This is a genomic window from Streptococcus cristatus ATCC 51100, from assembly GCF_000222765.1.
In the GTDB taxonomy this organism is placed as follows: domain Bacteria; phylum Bacillota; class Bacilli; order Lactobacillales; family Streptococcaceae; genus Streptococcus; species Streptococcus cristatus.
On the sequence record NZ_AFUE01000001.1, the window covers coordinates 78,292 to 101,442 of the forward strand.

At 40.0% G+C, this 23,151-nt stretch carries 20 protein-coding genes; 13 read left to right on the forward strand and 7 right to left on the reverse strand.

Annotated features, from left to right (window positions below):
- The first annotated feature begins 45 nt into the window (after positions 1-45).
- The 13 genes from topA (at position 46) to HMPREF9960_RS00475 (ending at position 16,381) form a co-directional block, all read left to right on the forward strand.
- The gene (gene topA / locus HMPREF9960_RS00415) at positions 46-2,139 is read left to right on the forward strand and encodes a type I DNA topoisomerase (protein WP_005590338.1); all 2,094 of its coding nucleotides are present in this window, start codon (positions 46-48) and stop codon (positions 2,137-2,139) included.
- A 70-nt stretch (positions 2,140-2,209) separates the two neighbouring features.
- Entirely contained in the window at positions 2,210-2,704 is a 495-nt protein-coding gene (locus tag HMPREF9960_RS00420) for a hypothetical protein (RefSeq protein WP_005590337.1), read from the forward strand.
- A gap of 93 nt (positions 2,705-2,797) precedes the next feature.
- Positions 2,798-4,132 carry a methylenetetrahydrofolate--tRNA-(uracil(54)-C(5))-methyltransferase (FADH(2)-oxidizing) TrmFO gene (gene trmFO / locus HMPREF9960_RS00425; protein WP_005590335.1) on the forward strand — a complete coding sequence of 445 codons (1,335 nt, stop codon included), beginning with the start codon at positions 2,798-2,800 and terminating at the stop codon, positions 4,130-4,132.
- A 115-nt stretch (positions 4,133-4,247) separates the two neighbouring features.
- Positions 4,248-5,072 (forward strand): alpha/beta hydrolase, encoded by an 825-nt coding sequence (locus HMPREF9960_RS00430; protein WP_005590333.1) that lies wholly within the window; start codon positions 4,248-4,250, stop codon positions 5,070-5,072.
- A 26-nt stretch (positions 5,073-5,098) separates the two neighbouring features.
- Complete coding sequence (locus tag HMPREF9960_RS00435; RefSeq protein WP_005591929.1) at positions 5,099-5,839, forward strand: esterase family protein; 741 nt, start codon at positions 5,099-5,101, stop codon at positions 5,837-5,839.
- A 27-nt stretch (positions 5,840-5,866) separates the two neighbouring features.
- Positions 5,867-7,033, forward strand: a complete 1,167-nt coding sequence (locus tag HMPREF9960_RS00440; RefSeq protein ID WP_005590329.1) for an ATP-grasp domain-containing protein — start codon at positions 5,867-5,869, stop codon at positions 7,031-7,033.
- 392 nt (positions 7,034-7,425) lie between these two features.
- On the forward strand, positions 7,426-8,394 hold the full coding sequence (locus HMPREF9960_RS00445; RefSeq protein WP_005590328.1) for a thiamine pyrophosphate-dependent dehydrogenase E1 component subunit alpha: 969 nt from the start codon (positions 7,426-7,428) through the stop codon (positions 8,392-8,394).
- Between the two features lie 20 nt (positions 8,395-8,414).
- Positions 8,415-9,407, forward strand: coding sequence for an alpha-ketoacid dehydrogenase subunit beta (locus tag HMPREF9960_RS00450; RefSeq protein WP_005590327.1), 993 nt, complete (start codon positions 8,415-8,417; stop codon positions 9,405-9,407).
- A gap of 342 nt (positions 9,408-9,749) precedes the next feature.
- On the forward strand, positions 9,750-10,793 hold the full coding sequence (locus tag HMPREF9960_RS00455; protein ID WP_005590326.1) for a dihydrolipoamide acetyltransferase: 1,044 nt from the start codon (positions 9,750-9,752) through the stop codon (positions 10,791-10,793).
- 44 nt (positions 10,794-10,837) lie between these two features.
- Positions 10,838-12,541 (forward strand): dihydrolipoyl dehydrogenase, encoded by a 1,704-nt coding sequence (gene lpdA / locus HMPREF9960_RS00460; RefSeq protein WP_005590325.1) that lies wholly within the window; start codon positions 10,838-10,840, stop codon positions 12,539-12,541.
- A gap of 59 nt (positions 12,542-12,600) precedes the next feature.
- Positions 12,601-13,590 (forward strand): lipoate--protein ligase, encoded by a 990-nt coding sequence (lplA, locus tag HMPREF9960_RS00465; protein WP_005590324.1) that lies wholly within the window; start codon positions 12,601-12,603, stop codon positions 13,588-13,590.
- A 147-nt stretch (positions 13,591-13,737) separates the two neighbouring features.
- Entirely contained in the window at positions 13,738-15,747 is a 2,010-nt protein-coding gene (locus tag HMPREF9960_RS00470; RefSeq protein WP_005591958.1) for a DUF1430 domain-containing protein, read from the forward strand.
- A 1-nt stretch (position 15,748) separates the two neighbouring features.
- Positions 15,749-16,381, forward strand: coding sequence for an ABC transporter ATP-binding protein (locus HMPREF9960_RS00475; RefSeq protein ID WP_005590322.1), 633 nt, complete (start codon positions 15,749-15,751; stop codon positions 16,379-16,381).
- A gap of 77 nt (positions 16,382-16,458) precedes the next feature.
- Here the strand turns inward: HMPREF9960_RS00475 and xerS are convergent, their stop codons facing one another.
- From xerS to HMPREF9960_RS00510, 7 genes are all read right to left on the reverse strand, one after another.
- Positions 16,459-17,529, reverse strand: a complete 1,071-nt coding sequence (gene xerS / locus HMPREF9960_RS00480) for a tyrosine recombinase XerS (protein WP_005591938.1) — start codon at positions 17,527-17,529, stop codon at positions 16,459-16,461.
- Between the two features lie 351 nt (positions 17,530-17,880).
- A complete protein-coding gene (locus tag HMPREF9960_RS00485; RefSeq protein ID WP_005590318.1) occupies positions 17,881-18,978 on the reverse strand; it encodes a hypothetical protein in 1,098 nt (365 codons plus the stop codon).
- Positions 18,975-19,892, reverse strand: a complete 918-nt coding sequence (locus HMPREF9960_RS00490) for an ATP-binding protein (protein ID WP_005590317.1) — start codon at positions 19,890-19,892, stop codon at positions 18,975-18,977. The genes HMPREF9960_RS00485 and HMPREF9960_RS00490 overlap by 4 nt, the downstream gene beginning before the upstream one ends.
- A 17-nt stretch (positions 19,893-19,909) precedes the next feature.
- A complete protein-coding gene (locus HMPREF9960_RS10715; protein WP_005591924.1) occupies positions 19,910-20,200 on the reverse strand; it encodes a hypothetical protein in 291 nt (96 codons plus the stop codon).
- Positions 20,201-20,487: 287 nt separating this feature from the next.
- Complete coding sequence (locus HMPREF9960_RS00500; RefSeq protein WP_005591959.1) at positions 20,488-21,750, reverse strand: TnsB C-terminal domain-containing protein; 1,263 nt, start codon at positions 21,748-21,750, stop codon at positions 20,488-20,490.
- The gene (locus HMPREF9960_RS00505) at positions 21,740-22,402 is read right to left on the reverse strand and encodes a TnsA endonuclease N-terminal domain-containing protein (protein ID WP_005590313.1); all 663 of its coding nucleotides are present in this window, start codon (positions 22,400-22,402) and stop codon (positions 21,740-21,742) included. The genes HMPREF9960_RS00500 and HMPREF9960_RS00505 overlap by 11 nt, the downstream gene beginning before the upstream one ends.
- Positions 22,403-22,696: 294 nt before the next feature.
- Entirely contained in the window at positions 22,697-23,140 is a 444-nt protein-coding gene (locus HMPREF9960_RS00510; RefSeq protein ID WP_005590311.1) for a MepB family protein, read from the reverse strand.
- Positions 23,141-23,151: the final 11 nt, after the last annotated feature.

Consider the following 23,151-nt stretch of genomic DNA (forward strand, 5'->3'; position numbering starts at 1 on the left):
ATCAAAAAATAGTTTACACTCTATGAGATTTATTTCTTATAGAAGGTGTCTAATTTGGTAACAAAAACAAAGAAAAAGTCTACGACCAAGAAAAATCTTGTCATCGTAGAGTCGCCTGCCAAGGCAAAAACAATAGAAAAATATCTGGGAAGAAATTATAAGGTTCTGGCTAGTGTCGGGCATATTCGTGACCTGAAAAAGTCCACTATGTCCATCGATTTTGAGAACAACTACGAGCCTCAATACATCAATATTCGTGGTAAAGGTCCGTTGATTAATGACTTAAAAAAAGAAGCGAAGAAAGCCAAGCAAGTCTTTCTGGCGAGTGACCCGGACCGCGAAGGAGAAGCTATTTCTTGGCATTTGGCCCACATTCTCAATCTAGATGAGAAAGAGAAAAACCGTGTCGTCTTCAATGAAATCACCAAGGATGCGGTCAAGAATGCTTTTAAAGAGCCGCGTCAAATTGATATGGATTTGGTCAATGCCCAGCAAGCTCGTCGGGTTCTGGACCGCTTGGTTGGTTATTCCATTTCTCCGATTCTTTGGAAGAAAGTCAAAAAAGGTCTGTCAGCTGGTCGAGTGCAGTCTGTTGCTCTCAAGCTGATTATCGACCGTGAAAATGAAATCAACGCCTTCAAACCGGAAGAATATTGGACAATTGACGGAACCTTTAAGAAAGGGACTCGTCAGTTCCAGGCAAGCTTCTATGGCATGAATGGTAAGAAGATGAAGTTGACCAACAACGAGGATGTCAAAGAAGTCTTGTCTCACCTCAAAGGTGATGACTTTACAGTCGACAGTGTCGAAAAGAAAGAGCGCCGACGCAATGCTCCGCTGCCCTACACGACTTCCTCTATGCAGCAGGATGCCGCTAATAAGATTAATTTCCGGACTCGTAAGACCATGATGGTAGCTCAGCAGCTCTATGAGGGCATTAATATCGGTTCTGGCGTGCAAGGTCTGATTACGTATATGCGTACCGACTCGACTCGGATCAGCCCAGTAGCGCAGAATGAAGCGGCTAGCTTTATTACTGATAAATTTGGTGCTAAATATTCTAAACATGGCAGTAAGGTGAAAAATGCTTCGGGTGCCCAAGATGCCCACGAGGCCATTCGTCCTTCCAGTGTTTTCAATACACCAGAAAGCATTGCAAAATATCTGGATAAGGATCAGCTTAAGCTATATACGCTAATCTGGAATCGCTTTGTAGCCAGCCAAATGACAGCAGCGGTCTTTGACACCATGAATGTCAAATTAGAGCAAAACGGTGTCCAATTTGCAGCTAACGGCAGTCAGGTCAAGTTTGATGGATATCTGGCTATCTATAATGACTCTGACAAGAATAAAATGCTGCCAGACATGGAAAAGGGTGATACCGTCAAACGTGTCAATACCAATCCAGAACAGCACTTTACCCAGCCGCCAGCTCGTTATTCTGAAGCGACTCTCATCAAAACTTTGGAAGAAAATGGCGTTGGTCGTCCGTCTACCTATGCACCGACCATTGAAACCATTCAGAAACGCTACTATGTCAAATTGGTTTCCAAGCGCTTTGAACCGACAGAATTGGGTGAAATAGTTAATGCGCTGATTGTCGAATTCTTCCCAGGCATCGTAAATGTGAAATTTACAGCCGAAATGGAAGCAAAACTGGATGATGTAGAAGTTGGAAGAGAACAGTGGCAGAAGGTTATTGATGAGTTTTACAAGCCTTTTGAAAAGGAAGTGGCTAAAGCTGAATCCGAGATGGAAAAAATCCAAATCAAGGATGAGCCAGCCGGTTTTGACTGTGAAGTCTGTGGCAGTCCAATGGTCATCAAGTTGGGAAGATTTGGCAAGTTCTATGCCTGCAGCAATTTCCCAGACTGTCGTCACACTCAGGCCATTGTCAAGGAAATTGGCGTGACCTGCCCACAGTGTCAGAAAGGGCAAGTTATCGAGCGTAAGACTAAGCGAAATCGCATTTTCTATGGCTGTGATCGTTATCCAGACTGTGATTTCACATCTTGGGACAAGCCTGTTGGGCGTAACTGTCCAAAATGTGACCATTATCTAGTTGAAAAGAAAGTCCGTGGTGGCGGCAAGCAAGTGGTCTGCAGCAATGGCGACTATCAAGAAGAAAAAGTGAAATAATTAGCTTAGTAATCTTTTTGCATAATTTATATTATGTAAAAAGATTTTTTTATAAAAGGTAGGTACCTTTATGACAGATAAATTTGCAGAATTTCTAAAAATCGCGTCTCAACTGAACAAGATGGGAATCGTTCCATTGCTAATGGGCTCTTTGGGGCTGGAACAGGTTACTGGTCAGGACTGGCAAGCGCGTGATATCGACATTCACGTTCACGGTGATGAACGTGGCTGGGAAGCGCTAGATGAAGGTCGTATTTACGATATGGACAAGATCGAGCCCATGATGGGGCGTCTAGGTTATCGTTTAGTCGATCTGCACGAGCACGAATTTCAAAAAGAAGGCTTGTCTATTGAATTTGGGGTCATGGAAACCTTGGAGGCATTTTCAGGTGTACCAATAGTTGAACTAACTCGAAAAGAGGTTGATGGTATTGAGTTTTTACTGCCGACTGCGGAGCAATTTTTAGCAATCTACCGCGCCTCTTCCCAAGATTCTTACCGAAATGATAATAACAATTGTAAAGATTTTGCTAAGATTGCTTATTTGGAAAAAATGATAGAATGAGAGACTTTCAGGAATCCTCCTGTCTGTCTTTTTTACCAGCTTTTTGTTATAATGGTCAGAGTGAAAATCTAGAAATATCCAAGGGAGAGAATCATGTCATCATCCTATATCAATGTTATCGGTGCTGGTCTGGCTGGCAGTGAAGCAGCTTACCAGATTGCTAAGCGTGGAATCCCAGTCAAACTCTATGAAATGCGGGGTGTTAAGTCAACGCCTCAACACAAGACTGCAGATTTTGCAGAATTGGTCTGCTCTAATTCTCTGAGAGGAGATGCGCTGACCAATGCAGTTGGTCTGCTAAAGGAAGAAATGCGGCGGTTGGATTCAGTCATCTTAAGGTCAGCAGAAGCGACTCGGGTGCCGGCGGGTGGTGCTCTAGCGGTTGATAGAGAAGGTTTCTCGCAGATGGTGACTGAGCTAGTATCCAATCATCCACTGATTGAAGTCATGCGCGAGGAAATCACCGAAATTCCAGAAGATGCCATTACAGTCATTGCGACAGGTCCGCTGACTAGCGATGCTTTGGCAGAAAAGATCCACGCGCTCAATGGAGGCGACGGTTTTTATTTCTACGATGCAGCAGCGCCAATCATCGATGTCAATACCATTGATATGACCAAGGTATATCTTAAATCCCGCTATGATAAGGGCGAAGCGGCCTATCTCAACGCTCCCATGACCAAACAAGAATTTATGGATTTCCATGAGGCTTTGGTCAATGCGGAGGAAGCACCGCTCAATTCCTTTGAGAAGGAAAAATACTTTGAAGGCTGCATGCCTATTGAAGTTATGGCTAAGCGAGGCATTAAAACCATGCTTTATGGACCGATGAAGCCGGTTGGCTTGGAATACCCAGATGACTACCAAGGACCTCGTGACGGTGACTATAAGACTCCATACGCTGTAGTGCAGCTTCGTCAGGACAATGCAGCGGGCAGTCTTTACAATATTGTCGGCTTCCAAACTCATCTCAAGTGGGGAGAGCAAAAGCGTGTCTTTCAAATGATTCCTGGCCTTGAAAATGCAGAATTTGTCCGCTATGGTGTCATGCACCGTAACTCCTATATGGACTCTCCAAATCTGCTGGAACAGACTTTCCGCTCTAAGAAACAGCCCAATCTTTTCTTTGCAGGTCAAATGACAGGTGTTGAAGGTTACGTTGAATCAGCAGCTTCTGGGCTGGTTGCTGGTATCAATGCCGCTCGACTCTTCAATGGAGAAGAAGCGCTTGTCTTTCCAGAAACAACGGCTATCGGCAGTCTGCCACATTATATCACTCATGCTGATAGCAAGCACTTCCAACCGATGAATGTCAATTTCGGTATTATCAAAGAGCTAGATGGTCCTCGAATTCGTGATAAGAAAGAGCGCTATGAGAAGATTGCTGAGCGTGCCTTGCAAGCTTTACAGCCTTATTTGGATAAATAATCTATTTTCTATCATTATCTAATAAAAATCATTAAAAAGTTAGGAAATTCCTAACTTTTTTGCTTAATTTGTGATATAATAAATAAAAATTTTGAAAATAGAAAGTTTTCTGAAAATGAATAAATCCTATTTCTATCTTGATATGAAAACTCATGAGTTGGTTGTTCCTTACACCAAACAAAAGCGGCGCGTGCGAGTGCTGCTTCCTAAAAATTATGAACAAGATACTAAAAAGACCTATCCCGTCGCCTATTTTCACGATGGACAAAATGTCCTGTATAGCAAGGAGTCTTTCAGTGGACATTCTTGGAAAGTGATTCCAACAATCAAGCGCAATCCTGATATTGAAAAAATGATAGTCGTGGCCATTGACAACGATGGACCACGACGGATGGATGAGTATTCTGCTTGGAAGTTTCAGGAGTCCAATATTCCTGGTGTTCAGTTTGGCGGCAAGGGCACAGAGTACGCAGAGTTTGTCATGGACGTCGTCAAACCTTTTATTGACGAAAATTATCGGACTAAGCCTGACCGCCAGCATACGGCTATGATTGGTTCTTCATTGGGGGGCAATATTACCCAATTTATCGGTATTGAATATCAGGATCAGGTCGGCTGTCTAGGTGTTTTTTCATCGGCCAACTGGCTCCACCAAGAAGCTTTTGACCGCTACATAGAGCGTCAGAAGTTACATCCAGACCAGCGAGTTTTCATCTATGTTGGAACAGAGGAAGCTGATGATACAGATAAGACTCTCATGGCAGGCAATATCAAGCAAGCCTATATTGATTCTTCACTCAGTTATTACCGTCAGCTGATTGCTGCTGGTGTGGAGCTGGACAATCTGCACATCAAAATCCAGTCTGGAGCGATTCACAATGAAGTGGATTGGGCGGAAAATCTACCTGACTGTTTCCGTTTTATCAGTGAAAAGTGGTAGAAAAAGAAGCTAAAAGGAGAAAACAAATGCATGTAGAATTTTTAAGTCATTGGAGCGGTCATTTGAACCGTGAAATGTATGTCAATCGTTACGGTCATGCTGGCATTCCAGTGGTAGTCTTTGCCTCGTCAGGCGGTTCTCACAATGAATATGCTGACTTCGGCATGATTGAAGCCTGCTCTTGGTTCATCGAGACAGGGAAGGTGCAATTTTTTACCTTGAGCAGCGTAGATAGCGAAAGCTGGCTGGCGGACTGGAAACATCCCCATGACCGCGCTGAGATGCACCGTGCTTATGAGCGTTATGTTATTGAAGAGGCGATTCCTTTTATAAAACACAAGACAGGCTGGTTTGATCCAATGATGACGACAGGCTGCTCTATGGGCGCTTATCATGCCGTCAATTTTTTCCTCCAGCATCCAGATGTTTTCAATAAAGTGATTGCCCTCAGTGGTGTCTATGATGCACGCTTCTTTGTCGGTGACAATTTGAACGACGAAGTCATTTATCAAAACTCACCAGCTGACTATATCTGGAACCAAAATGATGGTTGGTTTATTGACCGCTATCGACAAGCTGATATTATTGTTTGTACCGGTTTGGGCGACTGGGAGCAGGATGGCCTGCCTTCCTTCTACACACTGAAAGAAGCTTGCGAACACAAAAATATCCCAGCCTGGTTTGCTGAATGGGGTCACGATGTGTCTCATGATTGGATTTGGTGGCGCAAGCAGATGCCTTATTTCTTGAGCCAGTTAAATCTCTAAAATGTTAAGTGGAAAGGAAGTCTTACTATGAATTATATTGTTATTTCACCTTATTATCCAGAAAATTTCCAGCAGTTTACGATTGAGCTGGCTAACAAGGGCATTACAGTGCTTGGTATCGGACAGGAGCCCTATGAGCAGTTAGGCCCAGGCCTTCAGAACGCTTTGATAGAGTATTTCCGTGTTGACAATTTGGAAAATCTGGATGAAGTGAAACGTGCGGTAGCCTTCCTTTTCTACAAACATGGACCGATCGACCGCATCGAATCTCATAATGAATACTGGCTGGAGCAAGATGCCCAGTTGCGGGAACAATTTAACGTTTTTGGAGCTAAGCCGGATGACCTGAAAAAGACAAAATTCAAGTCTGAAATGAAGAAACTCTTCCAGAAAGCTGGTGTGCCAGTCGTTCCAGGTCAGGTTGTCAAAAAACTATCGGATGTAGATCAGGCTGTCAAAAAAATCGGCCTTCCTCTGATTGCTAAACCAGACAACGGGGTAGGGGCTGCAGCCACGTTTAAGATTGAGACAGCTGCGGATGTCGAGCATTTTAAAGAAGAATGGGATCAGGAGACTGTCTATTTCTTTGAAAAATTTGTGACTTCTAGCGAGATCTGTACGTTTGATGGCCTGATTGATTCCGAAGGAAATATTGTCTTTTCAACAACTTTTGATTACGCCTACACACCGCTAGACCTCATGCTTTATAAAATGGATAATTCTTACTATGTCCTCAAGGAGATGGATCCAAAACTTCGTGCTTATGGCGAGGCCATCGTCCAAGCATTTGGCATGAAAGAGCGCTTTTTCCATATCGAATTTTTCCGCAAAGACGATGATTACATAGCTATCGAATACAATAATCGTCCAGCAGGTGGTTTTACCATCGATGTTTATAATTACGCTCACTCAATCGATCTCTATCGTGGATACGCGAATATTGTTGCGGGTGAGCCTTTCCCTGAATCAGACATGGAGCCGTTATTCTGCTTGGCAACGTCTCGTCGCGCAAGCTCGCATTATGCCTATTCAGAGGCGGAGTTGTTAGAGAAATATCAAGATAACTTTAAAGTCAAAAAAGACATGCCAGCGGCCTTTGCAGAGTTGCAAGGAGACTACCTCTACATGCTGACCACTCCAAGTCGGGAGCAGATGGAAGAGATGATCACTGACTTTGGAAAGAAAGCAGAGTGATCTTTTATAGTAAATAGCTTCCTTATAGCGGTGAACATCCAGTCAGCATATATAATAGCGTTGCGGAAATAGAATGAAAATCTAGTTTTGAATCTATTGAACCATTCAAAAAAATTAAACATAATAGTTTGTGAAATATTTATTTTTGTTTTATCAATCAGCGTATCTATGGGATATGCTGATTTTTCTTTGTAAAAAAATTTGAGCAAAAACTTTGACAGTGCTTACAATATTCGTTAGAATAGAAGGGAAATAAATAATGCTTATACCCTGTATCATTCGGAATGATAGGACAGCTAGAGCGCTTGGGATATTCATGGTGTCCTAGTTCAACTTAAATAGTTGCAGCTGCCCGTACACTCGATTGAATGGGGTTTTAGAAAGGCAAAGAAATGGCAACCTTAGATAAATCTCTCTTATTAGAGATGTTTCGTAAGATGGAAGAAATCCGTCGTATGGACTTAAAAATTGCACAACTTGTAAAAAAAGGGAAAGTTCCAGGCATGACTCACTTTTCAGTGGGTGAGGAAGCGGCCAATGTTGGTGCAATGTTAGCTTTAAATCCGGATGATTTAATCACTTCTAATCACCGTGGACATGGTCAAGCCATTGCCAAAGGTATTGACCTAAATGGTATGATGGCTGAGATCCTTGGTAAGTACAATGGTACTTGTAAAGGGAAAGGCGGCTCTATGCATATTGCCGATCTGGATGCTGGAAACCTTGGTGCCAATGGTATCGTAGGTGGCGGTATGGGAATCGCTGTTGGTGCGGCTCTTACTCAGCAAATGCAGAAGACAGGCAAGATTGTTGTCTGCTTCTTTGGTGACGGTGCGACCAACGAAGGTGTTTTCCACGAAGCAGTAAACATGGCTTCTATCTGGAATCTGCCAGTTATTTTCTACTGCATTAACAATGGTTATGGAATCTCTGCGGATATCAAGAAAATGACCAATGTAGAACATATCCATCAACGTAGCGCTGCATATGGAATCCCAGGCATGTTCATCGAAGATGGAAATAATGTTCTGGATGTCTACGAAGGCTTCCAAAAGGCTGTCGAGCACGTTCGTAGTGGTAAAGGACCAGTCTTGATCGAAAGTGTAACCTATCGTTGGTTAGGACATTCATCTTCTGATCCGGGTAAATACCGCACTCGTGAAGAAGTAGACGAATGGAAGAAAAAAGATCCCATTGAAAATCTTCGCAACTACTTGCTAGAAAATGACATTGCAAGCGAGGAGGAGCTAGAAGCTATTCAAGCTAGTGTCAAAGAAGCAGTAGAGGCGTCTGTAAAGTTTGCAGAAGAAAGCCCATTCCCACCGCTTGAATCTGCTTTTGAAGATATTTACGCAGACTAAAGAGAGGAGAAAAAAAGAAAATGGAAACTAAAACTATGTCATTTCGTGACACCATTATCCTCGCTATGTCTGAGGAAATGCGTCGCGATGAAAATGTACTCTTGATGGGAGAGGATGTCGGAGTTTTCGGTGGAGATTTCGGAACATCTGTTGGTATGCTGGAAGAGTTTGGTCCTGAGCGTGTACGTGACTGTCCGATTTCAGAAGCGGCGATTTCTGGAGCAGCAGCAGGAGCAGCCATGACAGGACTTCGCCCGATTGTTGATATGACCTTCATGGACTTCGCTGTAATTGCTATGGATAATATCGTCAACCAAGCGGCTAAAACACGTTATATGTTTGGTGGTAAAGGGCAAGTTCCGATGACCATTCGTTGTGCGGCTGGTAATGGAGTGGGTTCCGCAGCCCAGCACTCGCAATCTCTAGAGTCTTGGTTTACGCATATCCCTGGACTTAAGGTTGTGGCACCAGGTACACCTGCGGATATGAAAGGACTGCTCAAGTCTTCTATCCGTGATAACAACCCAGTCATCATTCTTGAGTACAAGTCTGAATTTAACCAAAAAGGGGAAGTGCCAGTCGATCCTGAGTATGTTATTCCGCTTGGCGTTGGCGAAATCAAAAAAGAAGGTACTGATGTAACAGTTGTTACCTACGGAAAAATGCTGCGCCGTGTCATGCAGTCAGCTGAAGAATTGGCAGAAGAAGGTATCTCTGTAGAAGTCGTTGACCCACGTACATTGGTGCCGCTTGATAAGGATATTATCATCAATTCTGTTAAGAAGACTGGTAAGGTTGTTCTGGTAAATGATGCCCACAAAACTAGCGGTTTTATTGGTGAAATTTCAGCGATTATTGCTGAATCTGAAGCATTTGACTATCTAGATGCACCAATCCGCCGTTGTGCAGGTGAAGATGTGCCAATGCCTTATGCACAAAACTTGGAAAACGCGATGATTCCGACTGTTGAAAGCATCAAAGACGCTATTCGGAAGACATATCATAAAGAATAAGGTATAATAAAGAAAAGGCTTTCTCATGGATTAGATTACATAGATTATTTTATGTAATCTAATCTAATCTTGTGTAGAGGTCCTAATAAGTACTTTTAATATTTATATTTAGTGTGGGCTAAAAGCTCAGAAAAAAGATAATTTACCTTGGTTTCATCGAAGCCAGTGTCGATTTTCTATTTTTCAGTCGCTTTTAATGCCCTTTGTATCATGTAATTGAATTCGGACGGAGGTCTGCGAAAAAAAGATAGATTTCCTTGTGTTCATCGAACACATCGTCAATCTCCTATTTTTTCCTTGCCTTCTTCGTCCTTAATATCTTAGTATAGAATTGGAGAGGTCATGGCTGATGATAAGCTAAGAGCGACTCCTGCGGCTAGAAAGTTAGCGGATGATTTAGGGATCAACCTCTACGACGTTTCTGGCTCAGGTGCAAACGGTCGTGTCCACAAAGAAGACGTGGAAACTTATAAAGACACAAATGTGGTTCGCATTTCGCCACTTGCAAAACGAATTGCCCTCGAACATAATATTGCTTGGCAGGAAATCCAAGGAACGGGTCATCGTGGTAAAATCATGAAGAAGGATGTTTTGGCCTTGCTTCCTGAAAATATCGAAAATGATACCATCAAGTCTCCTGCTCAGATCGAAAAAGTGGAAGAAATTCCAGACAATATCACTCCTTATGGTGAGATTGAGCGTATTCCAATGACACCAATGCGTAAGGTTATCGCCCAACGTATGGTTGAATCTTACTTAACTGCGCCAACCTTCACGCTCAACTACGATGTCGATATGTCAGAAATGTTGGCGCTTCGTAAGAAGGTTCTTGAGCCAATCATGGAAGCAACTGGTAAGAAAATTACGGTTACTGACTTGCTTTCTCTCGCTGTTGTTAAGACACTGATGAAGCACCCATACATCAACGCTTCATTGACCGAAGACGGCAAGACCATTATCACTCACAACTATGTCAACCTTGCTATGGCTGTGGGAATGGATAATGGCTTGATGACACCTGTTGTTTACAATGCTGAGAAATTAAGTCTTTCGGAGTTGGTCGTAGCCTTTAAGGATGTGATTGGTCGTACCTTGGATGGTAAATTGGCTCCAAGCGAACTGCAAAATTCAACCTTCACAATTAGTAACTTGGGAATGTTTGGTGTTCATTCCTTCGGTCCTATTATTAACCAACCAAACTCAGCTATCCTAGGGGTTAGCTCAACAGTTGAGAAACCTGTAGTTGTCAATGGTGAGATTGTTATCCGACCAATTATGAGTCTAGGATTAACCATTGACCACCGTGTCGTAGATGGTATGGCTGGTGCTAAGTTTATGAAAGACTTGAAAGCCTTGATTGAGAACCCAATCTCAATGTTGGTTTAAGTCAGCTATTATTATTTTAGAGTTTTAGATAAAGGAAGTAAGACATGGCCTTAGAAGTAATTATGCCAAAAGCCGGCGTGGATATGACAGAAGGACAAATCGTCCAATGGAATAAGAAAGTCGGTGAATTTGTAAAAGAAGGAGAAATCCTTTTGGAAATCATGACTGACAAAGTCAGCATGGAATTGGAAGCCGAAGAAGATGGCTACTTGATTGCCATCCTCAAAGGTGATGGTGAAACTGTCCCTGTAACGGAAGTCATTGGATACCTTGGTGAAGAAGGGGAGAACATCCCAACAGCTGGAGCTGCCGCGCCAGAAGCTAGTCCTGCACCTGCAGTTAGTGCTTCAAACGACGACGGTAAGAGTGATGATGCCTTTGATATCGTTGTGATTGGTGGTGGTCCTGCCGGTTATGTGGCAGCCATTAAAGCAGCCCAACTCGGTGGTAAGGTTGCCCTTGTTGAGAAATCTGAACTCGGTGGAACGTGCTTGAACCGTGGCTGTATCCCAACTAAGACCTACCTTCACAACGCTGAAATCATCGAAAACATCGGTCATGCAGCAAACCGTGGTATCGTGATCGAAAATCCTAACTTCACCGTTGATATGGATAAACTCCTTGAAACCAAGTCTAAGGTTGTCAATACCTTGGTAGGTGGTGTTGCTGGTCTCCTTCGTAGCTACGGAGTTACTGTTCATAAGGGTGTTGGTACCATCACTAAAGATAAGAATGTCTTAGTTAATGGTTCAGAATTGCTTGAAACCAAGAAAATCATCCTTGCTGGTGGTTCAAAAGTCAGCAAGATCAACGTCCCTGGTATGGAATCTCCACTTGTCATGACCAGCGATGACATCCTTGAAATGAACGAAGTTCCAGAAAGCCTAGTAATCATCGGTGGTGGCGTTGTCGGTATCGAACTCGGCCAAGCCTTCATGACATTTGGTTCAAAAGTGACTGTTATCGAAATGATGGACCGTATCGTGCCAGCTATGGATGCGGAAGTTTCTAAGAACCTTCGCTTGATTTTGGAACGCAAAGGTATGACTATCTTGACAGGTACAAAACTCCAAGAAATCATCGAGGAAAATGGTCAACTTCGTATCAAGGTTGAAGGAAAAGACGATATCATCGCAAGCAAAGCCCTTCTTTCAATCGGTCGTGTTCCAGACCTTGAAGGTATTGGCGATGTTGAGTTTGAATTGGATCGTGGCCGTATCAAGGTCAACGAATATATGGAAACTTCTGTTCCAAGTATCTACGCACCAGGTGACATCAATGGCACTAAGATGTTGGCGCACGCAGCCTTCCGCATGGGTGAAGTAGCAGCTGAAAATGCCCTCAAAGGAAATCATGCTGTTGCCAAATTGAACTTGACTCCAGCAGCTATCTACACTCTTCCTGAGGTAGCAGCAGTAGGTCTCACAGAAGAACAAGCTCGTGAGAAATACGATGTTGCCATCGGTAAATTTAACTTTGCAGCTAACGGTCGCGCGATTGCTTCTGATGCTGCTCAAGGTTTCGTAAAAGTTATCGCCGATAAGAAATACGGAGAAATCCTTGGTGTGCACATCATTGGTCCTTCAGCTGCAGAATTGATCAACGAAGCGTCAAGCATCATCGAAATGGAAATCACTGTTGAGGAAATGCTGAAGACCATCCACGGACATCCAACCTACTCTGAAGTTATGTACGAAGCATTTGCAGATGTACTAGGAATGGCCATCCATTCACCTAAGAAAAAATAAATTGAAGATAGATTAGACTGGAAAGGTATTTTCCAGTCTCTATCGTATAAAGGGATATCATGAAATATATTATCAATCATTCAAACGACACTGCCTTTAATATCGCCTTGGAAGAATATGCCTTTAAACACCTTTTGGATGAGGATCAAATCTTCCTACTTTGGATAAATAAACCATCTATCATTGTCGGGCGTCACCAGAACACTATCGAAGAAATTAACCGTGATTATGTTCGAGAAAATGGCATTGAGGTAGTCCGCCGTATTAGTGGTGGTGGAGCCGTTTACCACGATCTTAACAACCTCAACTACACCATCATTTCAAAAGAAGATGAAAACAAGGCCTTTGACTTCAAGAGCTTCTCAACTCCCGTTATCAACACCTTGGCTCAACTCGGTGTAAAGGCTGAATTCACAGGCCGTAACGACCTTGAGATTGATGGCAAGAAATTCTGTGGAAATGCCCAAGCCTATATCAATGGCCGTATCATGCACCATGGTTGCTTGCTCTTTGACGTTGATTTGTCAGTCCTTGCTAACGCCCTTAAGGTTTCAAAAGACAAATTTGAATCAAAAGGCGTGAAATCCGTCCGTGCCCGTGTAACCAATATTATCGATGAATTACCTGAAAAAATCACAGTTGAAGAATTCCGTGATTTGCTATTGGAATACATGAAAAAAGAGTACCCAGAGATGACTGAATACGTTTTTTCTGAGCAAGAATTGGCGGAAATCAACCGTATCAAGGATACCAAGTTCGGTACTTGGGACTGGAACTACGGTAAATCACCAGAATTTAACGTCCGTCGAGGAACAAAATTCACTAGCGGTAAGGTTGAAGTTTTTGCCAACGTCATTGAATCAAAAATCCAAGATATCAAGATTTATGGAGACTTCTTTGGTATCGAAGACGTTGCAGCTGTAGAAGATGTCCTTCGTGGAGTGAAATACGAACGCGAAGATGTCCTTAAAGCTCTAGAAACTATTGATATTACACGCTACTTTGCTGGTATCAGCCGTGAAGAAATCGCTGAAGCAGTAGTAGGATAAAACTATAAGAGATTCGCTTTTGCGGATCTTTTTCTAAATTCATTTTTACATATAAATAGTTTCTAATATATTACTTTCATGGTATTATATAGATGGATAAAGTCGTTTGAAAAACTTGAAGTATCTCTCTTTAGAAAGTGTGATCTTATGAAACGAGTCTTTATTATCTTTTCTAATCTTTTTGTCACCAGCTTTCTTCTTTGGATTGCCTTTATCTCACCAAATACGCTCATCCACCGAAGTCTCCCTGTGGTAGGAGTTCTCAAACAAGAAAAGAACGTCACCTATGAGGAGCTTTCGGCAAACTTGAATCAGTTAGCGAGGGAAAGCAATAGTGTAATCGCTCGCCAGATTCAACAAACGGATTCGCAAGGTCAGGTCAAGTTCTCCTACGATCTCTACGGAGGGGGAGAGCTTCCAAAAGGCATCAAAAAAACAGAGAAAGAACTCGCTTCAAAGGAGAGTTTGCTTACCAATTACTATATCCTATCAGGGAAGTTACCACTCGAAAAGTTGGATCAAAAACTACACGAACTTGGTTTCTCAAAGACTTTCATGAATAAGCCTAATCTCTTGCAGAATTTTATGGCATTTTTTGGTTCCGGTTCCCAATCCTTAGCCTTGGTTATTTTTATTCTTAGCTTTAGTGCATTGGCCATTATTCAAAAAACACTTGAATTGAGGAGTGCAGGGATTCGTTATATTGCAGGGATGAGACGGTACCAACTCTTTGGACGTTCTCTCATGGAAGACAGCAGAGAGCTGCTTTTAGGATGTATTGGAGCCAGTGCCTTAGGATCCATTTTGATTTATTGCTTACAATTAACCCCCTTTGCCTATTCCTTCATTATTTCAAGTAGTATCATTTATAATACGCTCTTGCTCATCGTATCTGCTCTCCTGTCCTTTATATTTGCATTCAGCATCCAGACGGTGCACTTGGTTAGCCTTTTAAAAGGGAAAATTCCAGTAAAAAGGATTTTAGTTTTTCTCTTTACCTGTCAATTTCTAGCTGTTGCTCTCATTGGCCTTGCTATCCATCGGGTCAGTATCTATGGTTCTGTCTGGCAGACTTACCAAGAGGGGAAAGTGGCTTGGTCTAAAGAGACGAATTGGGTTCAAATTGGTGTAAATCGGGAGGATTTTTCACAGAATACAAACAAAGAGACGCAAATTGAAAACAGAGCCAAATGGACTAAGCTAATCGAGTCTGGCATCAAAAAAGGTGGTCTCTTGGTCTATCATCAGCTCGTATCTTTTAATTCAAAAGGCTTCATGAACGATCCTAGAACAGGTAGAGATCTTTCAATCACAGATTACGATCCTCTTGCAAATACCCTGTATGTCACTCCAAATTATCTCGATATCCAAAGGATCTCAGTTTCCCCTGAGGAAAAAGAGCGCTTGAATCACTTGCAAGCTGGAGAATTTGGACTCTTGCTCCCTGAAAAGTTGAAGGGTCAAGAAGAGGAGTTGAAAAAACGCTACGAAGATTATCTGACTCCTAGAGATGAACAAGGAAAGAGCCAGTTAGCCATGAAAGCACGGGTGACCTATCTTCCTAACAACCAAAAACGCTTTATTTATAACAATACACCTATGAATTATCAGCAATTCTTGACCGATCCGATTTTGATTGTTGTTCGACCTAAAAGCTTTGGTGGCTACGACAATCCTTATTTCTCTCAACTTAATTCTTATCTGTATTTTGATGGACTCGAAAAAAGCAAGAAGCTAGTAGCTGAGCATGGGCTTGAAAAAAACGTAAGTCAATATGACTATGCAGCAGCTGTCTATCAGCAGATGATGCAATCCATTCAATTAGAGAACCTCATGGCCATTGCTGGAGGTATCTTCGGAATGGCGACCTCCATTCTACTCTTTAATACCATGAATTTCCTCTATTTTGAAGAGTTTAGAAGACCGATATTCCTGAAGAAGATTGCGGGTATGGACTTTTTGAAAATTCACCAAAGCATGCTCCTATCAGAGATTGCTATGCTGCTATTAGGTAGTGTCCTGATTTTCTTTCTCACACAGGAATGGTGGATCGCTCTCGTCACGCTCTTATTATTTGCGACTAATGCATGGCTGATTCTCCTTTACCGCTCGCATAAAGAAGAGTATTTCTTGCCCATTATTCTGAAAGGAGCCTAATATGATTAATATAGAACACCTGACAAAATCATTTGGAGAACGGATTGTCTTTCAGGATATCAATCTGCAATTTGAAGCAGGAAAGGTCTATGCGCTAATCGGAAATAGTGGTTGTGGCAAAACAACTCTACTCAATATTCTGGCTAAGCTGGAACCTTATGATAAGGGAAGCATCAGCTACCGAGGGCAAGAGCTTAAGCAAATCAAATCTCATCACTTTTTCAAAAATGAATTAGGCTATCTCTTTCAAAACTTTGGTCTTCTTGAAAACGAAACCGTAGCTGCCAATTTAGAACTTGGATTGATTGGGCAAAAATGGACTAAACAAGAGAAGAAGCAGCGAGAAGAAGAAGTCTTAGAAAAGGTCGGATTGGATTATCTCGCACTCGATCAAAAAATCTACGAATTATCAGGCGGAGAAGCGCAACGTGTCGCCTTGGCCAAAGTCATCCTCAAGGATCCTCCCTTGATTTTGGCGGATGAACTGACTGCAGCACTCGATCCCGAAACCTCACAAGAAATTATGAACTTGCTGTTATCATTGAAAAAGCCAGACCGTTTGATGATTATTGCAACGCATAACCCAGCGATTTGGGAAAAGGCTGATGAAGTGATTCGGTTAAATACTATTTAAGTTAAGTAAAAATGCTCTATGAACAAAACATCATAGAGCATTTACTGTTGCATGTGTCATAATTTTAGTTCTGTAAACTATAGTTTGTCCAAAGCATTCTTTTGCTCGTCATTGACAATGTGGGTGTAGAGGTCCGTTACCTGAGTGCTAGCATGCCCTAGCTGATGACTGACGAGAACTTGAGATTTTGTTGCATCATATAAACGTGTAGCAAGCGTATGCCGGAGTTTGTGTGGCGTCACTCGCACCTTGAAGTCCTCAGAATACTTGGCTACCATTTTTTCGACACTGGAAGCATCAATTCGATTCGGAGTACCACGGTATTCCGTCAAAAAGAAGGCTGTATCCGTCTTTTCGGCCTTGTATCGCTTGCTTCGAATGTTCAGATACTCCTCTAAATAGGGCTTGGCAAAAGCAGCGACATTGACAGAGTCCCTTTTCCCGCCTTTTCTAGTTACTTCAATGACCATCATTTTGAGATTGATGTCTTTTAGGTCCAGATTGACGGCTTCAGACAGACGAACACCAGAGGCTAGCAGCAAGGCAATGATGGCTAGATCTCGTTCCTTGTTCTTGTTAAAAGAGGACAGGGCGCGATTAGAGAGCTTCTTAGGGTACTCTGTATCAATATACTGGAGAAATTCCTCGGTTTCATCCCCTAAAAAGAGCTTCTGCTTAATATTCTCTGCACGAGCAGCCAGAGTTTCCTTTTTCTTCTTAGTAGCAACTTTTTTCATCACATTTCGATAGAAGTAGGGCTCACCCTGCTCATTTTCAACTTCCTCAGTCAAATATTTGTAGAGGCTGGACAAAGCCGAAAGAGTCCGATTGATGGCTGTCTGGGAAACACCGTTTTGGGTCGTATTAGCATTGAGGAGCGGCCGCTCCCGTAAGTATAGAATGAAAGATTCCATATCTTTCTTAGTCATATTTTCCAAGACAGAGAGAGGAATCTCAGCAATCTCTGAAGCGTCAGAAATATCGGAGTCTAAAACCCAGCGAAAAAATCGATCGTATTCTTTGAGATATTCATACAAGGTTGTAAAACTATAAGGTACCGCCAGCTTGGACTGATAATACTCTAGAACGTACCAGGGCATAGTAGCTTTGAGTTTATCAATTCTTTCTAATAACAGTTCACGTCTCATCATATTTCTCCGTTTTTTCTATAATAGTAGTATAGCATATCTAGATATATTTTTCAAGAAAATTATAGTTTTTCGGAAAGATGATAGAGAGAAGTAAGAAATCTAACTTTACTACAAAATAGATAATAAAAACTGTGCATAGACAAAAAACCAGATAAACTATTGACACAAATGTGGATAATCCTAGATCTCAGTGCATAAACTACCCACTTTACTGTCTCTAAAAATTGACAAAAATCTGGGTAATTTATGCACTTTCAACTCATTTTTGCTTAGTTCAGTGCACAAATTACCTACTTTACTGTCTCTAAATTTGATAAAAATTGGGATAATTTATGTACTATTTTACACCTATAGACTTTTATTTGTGATTTCTGATTTATATTGAACACTTAAAATGATGATGCTTTTTTCTTTATCAATCTGACAATCATATAAAAATGGATTCCAAAGTACATCAGTGCAGGTGATTGTTCTTATTTGTTCTGAGCATAGGTATTGAATAAAGTGATAAATAAACCAATTATGTACGACAGCATTGCTTAATATTAAATTAGTCGACATGCTCCAAATAAAATCATTATAGCAATCCAATTGCTTATAACTTACAGGAAGAAAATCAATTTTATCTCCGTCCAATCTTCTTAGTACTTTTAAATAGTATTCAGCCTCATCGCTATATAATTCTAGACCGAAACATGCTTTCATGCTCAGATGAAGATAGTTTACTAAAAATTGACAAATGACTTGTCTCGGAAACAAATATAAAGCTCTTGATAAAAAGTTATTAAATGATCTATTGATGATATCACGACGTGTTTTAAATGTTCCTCGTTTTACCACTCCAAATGGTACTTCTATAGTTTGTTTGAAATTGAAGTCATAGTTCCCTTTATAAAGCTGAGTTAGAGAATGCTGATCAACTTGTTCGAAATAATCAGGATAATGCTTATAATGAGAAGTTTTAAAATAGCTACTACTCCTATCAATGGGGAATTCTTTTTCCCAAAAGTTTAATAGATCATTTAAGTCATCGTATTTTAAAAATTTATGGCCGCAAGTGCAGGAGAAAGCTGGAATGTGCATTCTATAGGGGCTTTGGTAAAGATTTATTGACTTCTGGCAGCTTGAACACGTGACTTGTAGTTCTACATCAGGATGTAACACGCAGTGTTGATGCACCATCGCTTGATGCTCATACAAATGTATTCCTTGAGAGATACATACAGGACAAAATCTCAAACTCTTATAATAAGGAACTCCGTAAATGAAATCCTTAAACAGTTCCTCTGATAGTTGTTTTCTACGGTTATTAAGGTCAATAGAATAAGTTTCTTCAAATTTCTTGTAAAAATCACCTGTAATGTGAAATAGTCTTTTATATCTTTCTAAAACGCACCAATTACTTAAATGTGAGTCTATTTGTAGATATTTTTCTCCAATAATCATAGTGTTTTCATCCATGTGATATACATTGTTGATTTAATGACCTCTTCCCAAGTGTCAATAGATAATTCTTGTAATGCACGTCCATAATCTCCACATTGCAGTAAGACTTCGCGAACAATGGGGATAAAACTATATAAGGGGATCTCATCGTTTCCAATTGAATAAGCCAAATTGATATTTTTTAAAGCAGTAAATAGATTATCACTGTAGTTCGCTAGCTTTAAACCTGACTTGAAATAGTAGTTTGTATAAGATACTCCTGATCCTGATGGGAATTCAATTTTGGAATCAAATGCACTCAGTATATCTGTTATTTCGTCCTTTGTTTTTATACCATAGAAAGATACTGAATCAACCATAAAACGTCCCACTATTTGTGTCATTCCCATCTCCAGGAAACTTTGTTTTTGCGTGTTGAGTTGTTCTTGACCAATCAAAAGGGTAATCATCTGGATTTCTCTATGATATAGTTCATTGTAAATGCCAATCAGCCAATCATAATGGTATTCTGTTAGATTTTGAGCCTCATCAATAATTAGAACTAATCTACTTTGCTGACTTTCTCTAGCTACTAATATAAGATAGTCGAGTAATTGTATCCTTTTAGCTGCTTTATTACGATTATTGGGTTTAGGATGGCTGACTGCCTTTAAAAGAGTTGTGTAAAATGATGATTCTGATGGTTTTATTTCACGAATTGCTGATACATAAAAACAAGGAATGTTATAATTAGCTTTAAAAAGCGATTCGCTGATTAGCTTCAGAGCACTTGTCTTTCCAACTCTAGGTTTTCCATAAATGATGGCTCCAGTGATTCGATTCTCCAGCCACCATTGTATTGTGTTTGTTAGTTCTTGGATTTGGGGTGTAGGAATCAAATAATTACCTGTCTCAATAGGATGCTCTACAACCATAATTATTAGCCTCTTTTCTATAAATTAAGACCTTTTATTTCTATTGGCGTTCCTCTTAATTTCCGATATGCTCTAAGGCTGTCAATTTCTTTCTCTCCACTCATATTATCAGATTTTTTTACTTGTTGTTTGAGCTCTAAAGGGGGTGCAGTTTCCTTTAGATGTTCAGCGATTTTTGAAGCAGTTTTTTTATCAACGGTTGGCTTATTAAAAAGATAGTTATCATAGCTTTCTAAAATGTTAGATTGATTGAGTTGTGAAAAATGGCCTTCTCGAGCTAATTTTGTGATGATTCTCCTCTCTTTCAAAGAGTGCTTTCGTCCACGCCATTTTTTCTCTACGAATAAATCATCGTAATAGTTTCCTTTTGAATAAAATGCTTTAATGACGCGAGCATCTTTTAAATTTATTTGAAGAAGTAATGTTTGTCCTAGTATTGACTTGTCATTGGCTAGTTTTGAACTGGTATATTTGGCTCCAGCAAAATTAAGATGGAGATAGTTGTCACCATTAGCTACTACTTTTCTTGAATATTTAGCAGTATGGAGTTCAGAACCGTCCCTTAATGGAATTGGAAGGTAAGTAAATAACTTATTTATTTTTTTTGTCTAAAATCCTCTAAGGGAGAATTACCATAGAGTGAACTATGAGGAGTATTATTATAGTGTAATATCGTCGAGAATGTGATATTTTCCAAGTCTTCAACAGAAATACGATATTTTTGAGCCTGCATTTCAGGAGAGTGACGCCTAGGATCCTTTGGTGAAGATCCGGTTGTTGAAGGCAGAGTGTGGAAACTGTTTTCTTCCAAAGTTTTAAAAAAGCGTTCAATAATTCCACGTCGTGTCGGTTCTGCTACCTTCCCATAACAAACTTTAATTCCAAGTTTATTAACAAGAGTATTCAAAAATGAGTCGCTTAGATGAGCTTTAGCATTATCTAAATGAAGCTCATCAAAAAGTGCATATTCAATATCTGAAAATATTTGATTTGGAAAGGCTTTTGGTTTATCGTCTTTTTCAGAAGAAAAACGATTAGTCGGAATAATACTATTTTCAATACATGAAATTAAATCAAGCGAATCGTACTCTGGTTTTAAAACCAACTCATATCCTAAGATGCATCGTGTAGAACGATCTATAGCACACAAAATCCATGGACGCTCAATGATTGCCTCTCTCCAAGTTCCTGAAGGAGTCTGAAATTCAGTAATGAAGTAAGCGTCAATTCGATGTCCGTCTACTTCTACTTCAGATAGAGGAAGTCCACACGAAGTAGGAAGTTGCTCAAGAGTTAAACGAGTAGTTTGAGATAATGCTTTTAACCTATCTTGAATATCTGACCATTCCTTATAATATCTCAATAAAGCTTTGTATCCCCTATCTGACAATGTAAATGGATATTCATTGTCAGTGATATTATTTTTATAGCACCACCTTAAAAAAGAACGGTGAATAGTTTGTAAATTAGAAATTTGATTAAATTTATGTAGCTTAAATCTTTTGATAACTAGTTCATTCAGAACAGGATATTGTATAATAAATTCTTTGAATTTGTTGTATCGATTACTATTGATTCTGGTATAGGGTAAGAGAGCTGAGTAACCATAGATGTATCCATCGCCATTTTGTGTCAGACAGCGCTCTACCAAACGATAGATTTTACTTGCTGACATGTTGGTTTCATCAGATATTGTTTTAATAGTGAGACTAGTGGACAAATATAGATCGATAGCATTTTTCTTGCGCAAAAATATCTCTTTCTCACTATCAGACAGATTTGATATCTCTACAGGTTCCCACGCGTCTGTGTTAAGGTATTCTTCCGGAACATTAAACTGTTTCAATTTATCTCTCACAGCAACTCACCTCGGTCTCTAAGTTAAGTTCGGACTTCGTTATTTCTATTGATATCTTACCAGTGTGATATAAGAAAGATAGTATTGGCAAGATATTTTTTTCCGAGGTGTTAGGACAGCAAGCTATTAGTTTTTTTATCGATAATGTCCCCAGCTCCTTTAAAAGGATGATTACACCGTTCTTGGTTGCCTGCTCGTCTATTGAATATTGTAATAAAGCAGTGTGTAGTTTTTTGAAATTTGCCAACATCGTTTGTTTATCGTGTATTGTTTTTTCTGTGAAAATTTCATACGAATACTGTTTTAAAATCGCCCACTCTTTCTGAACCTGTATCTGTTCTATTACTTTTGTTTTTTCTAAATCTGAACTATGTTTACATTCAATGATGGTTATACCATTTTTATCTTCCTTTATGAAATCCACAACGGACTTCTTACTCTTCTGATTAATAAATCGGGCAATATGTAAGTCAGGTTGCTCACAGTAAAAAGATACATTGCTATCAAACTCCAATATTAAAAAGCAATAATACTCCAGATTGCTATAAAGAATAACTTCTCTTCCAAGTTTAGGGCTGTAAACAATATATCTATTGTTTCCATATGATCTTGTTGCTGAAAATTTAGGTTTCACTGGTTTAATATCTAACATAAACAAACCCTCGCTTATATAAAAGGAAACGCTTTCTAAAATCAATATAACACTTAGAGCAAAAATTATCAACTATTTATAAAGCTAAGGTTTTTTCAGTGCATAAATTATCAACTTTTTTGTCAATAATGCACAAATTCCCCACTTATTTGTCCATAAAAAATGACAAATAAGTGGGGAATAAATAAATAAGAATGCTGCAGAATCAGGTTTCTTGAATTATATTTTTGACTGTCAATGCACAAAAACAAGACAAAATTGAGAAATTAAACTCTGTCTTGTTTTACCTGAAACTTATTCTTCTAATTCGATTTTTTGAAAATAATCCTGTTGCCATTTTTGTGTTGCCTGAGCAGTTTTATTTAAATTTGTACACCAGGATGGATAAAAACGCATAGCCATCTTTCCCTTACAATCCTTTGTAGAGAGAATTTTTTTACTGATAGCCACCTCTTTGGGAATGATAAATAAACCGCAATGACAGCCGTCTATCACGACAATCAGCAGTTCATCACCCAAGTCCTCATCGGTATAAGGAATATTCTTGTTGTCTTGGTCTTTTTTCCAAAAGACTGTAAAGTAGCCTTCTTTTTTAGGTGTTTTCTTTGCCAAACGGCATCTTTTGTATTCTTGATTATCCTTCGGCTTAATCAAAATGCCTTCATAGTCTTCATTCCATTTTTCTTTTATCAGATCAAAGTCACCATAATACCTATGAAGAATGTCTGTCATTTTCATTGTTTTATTGT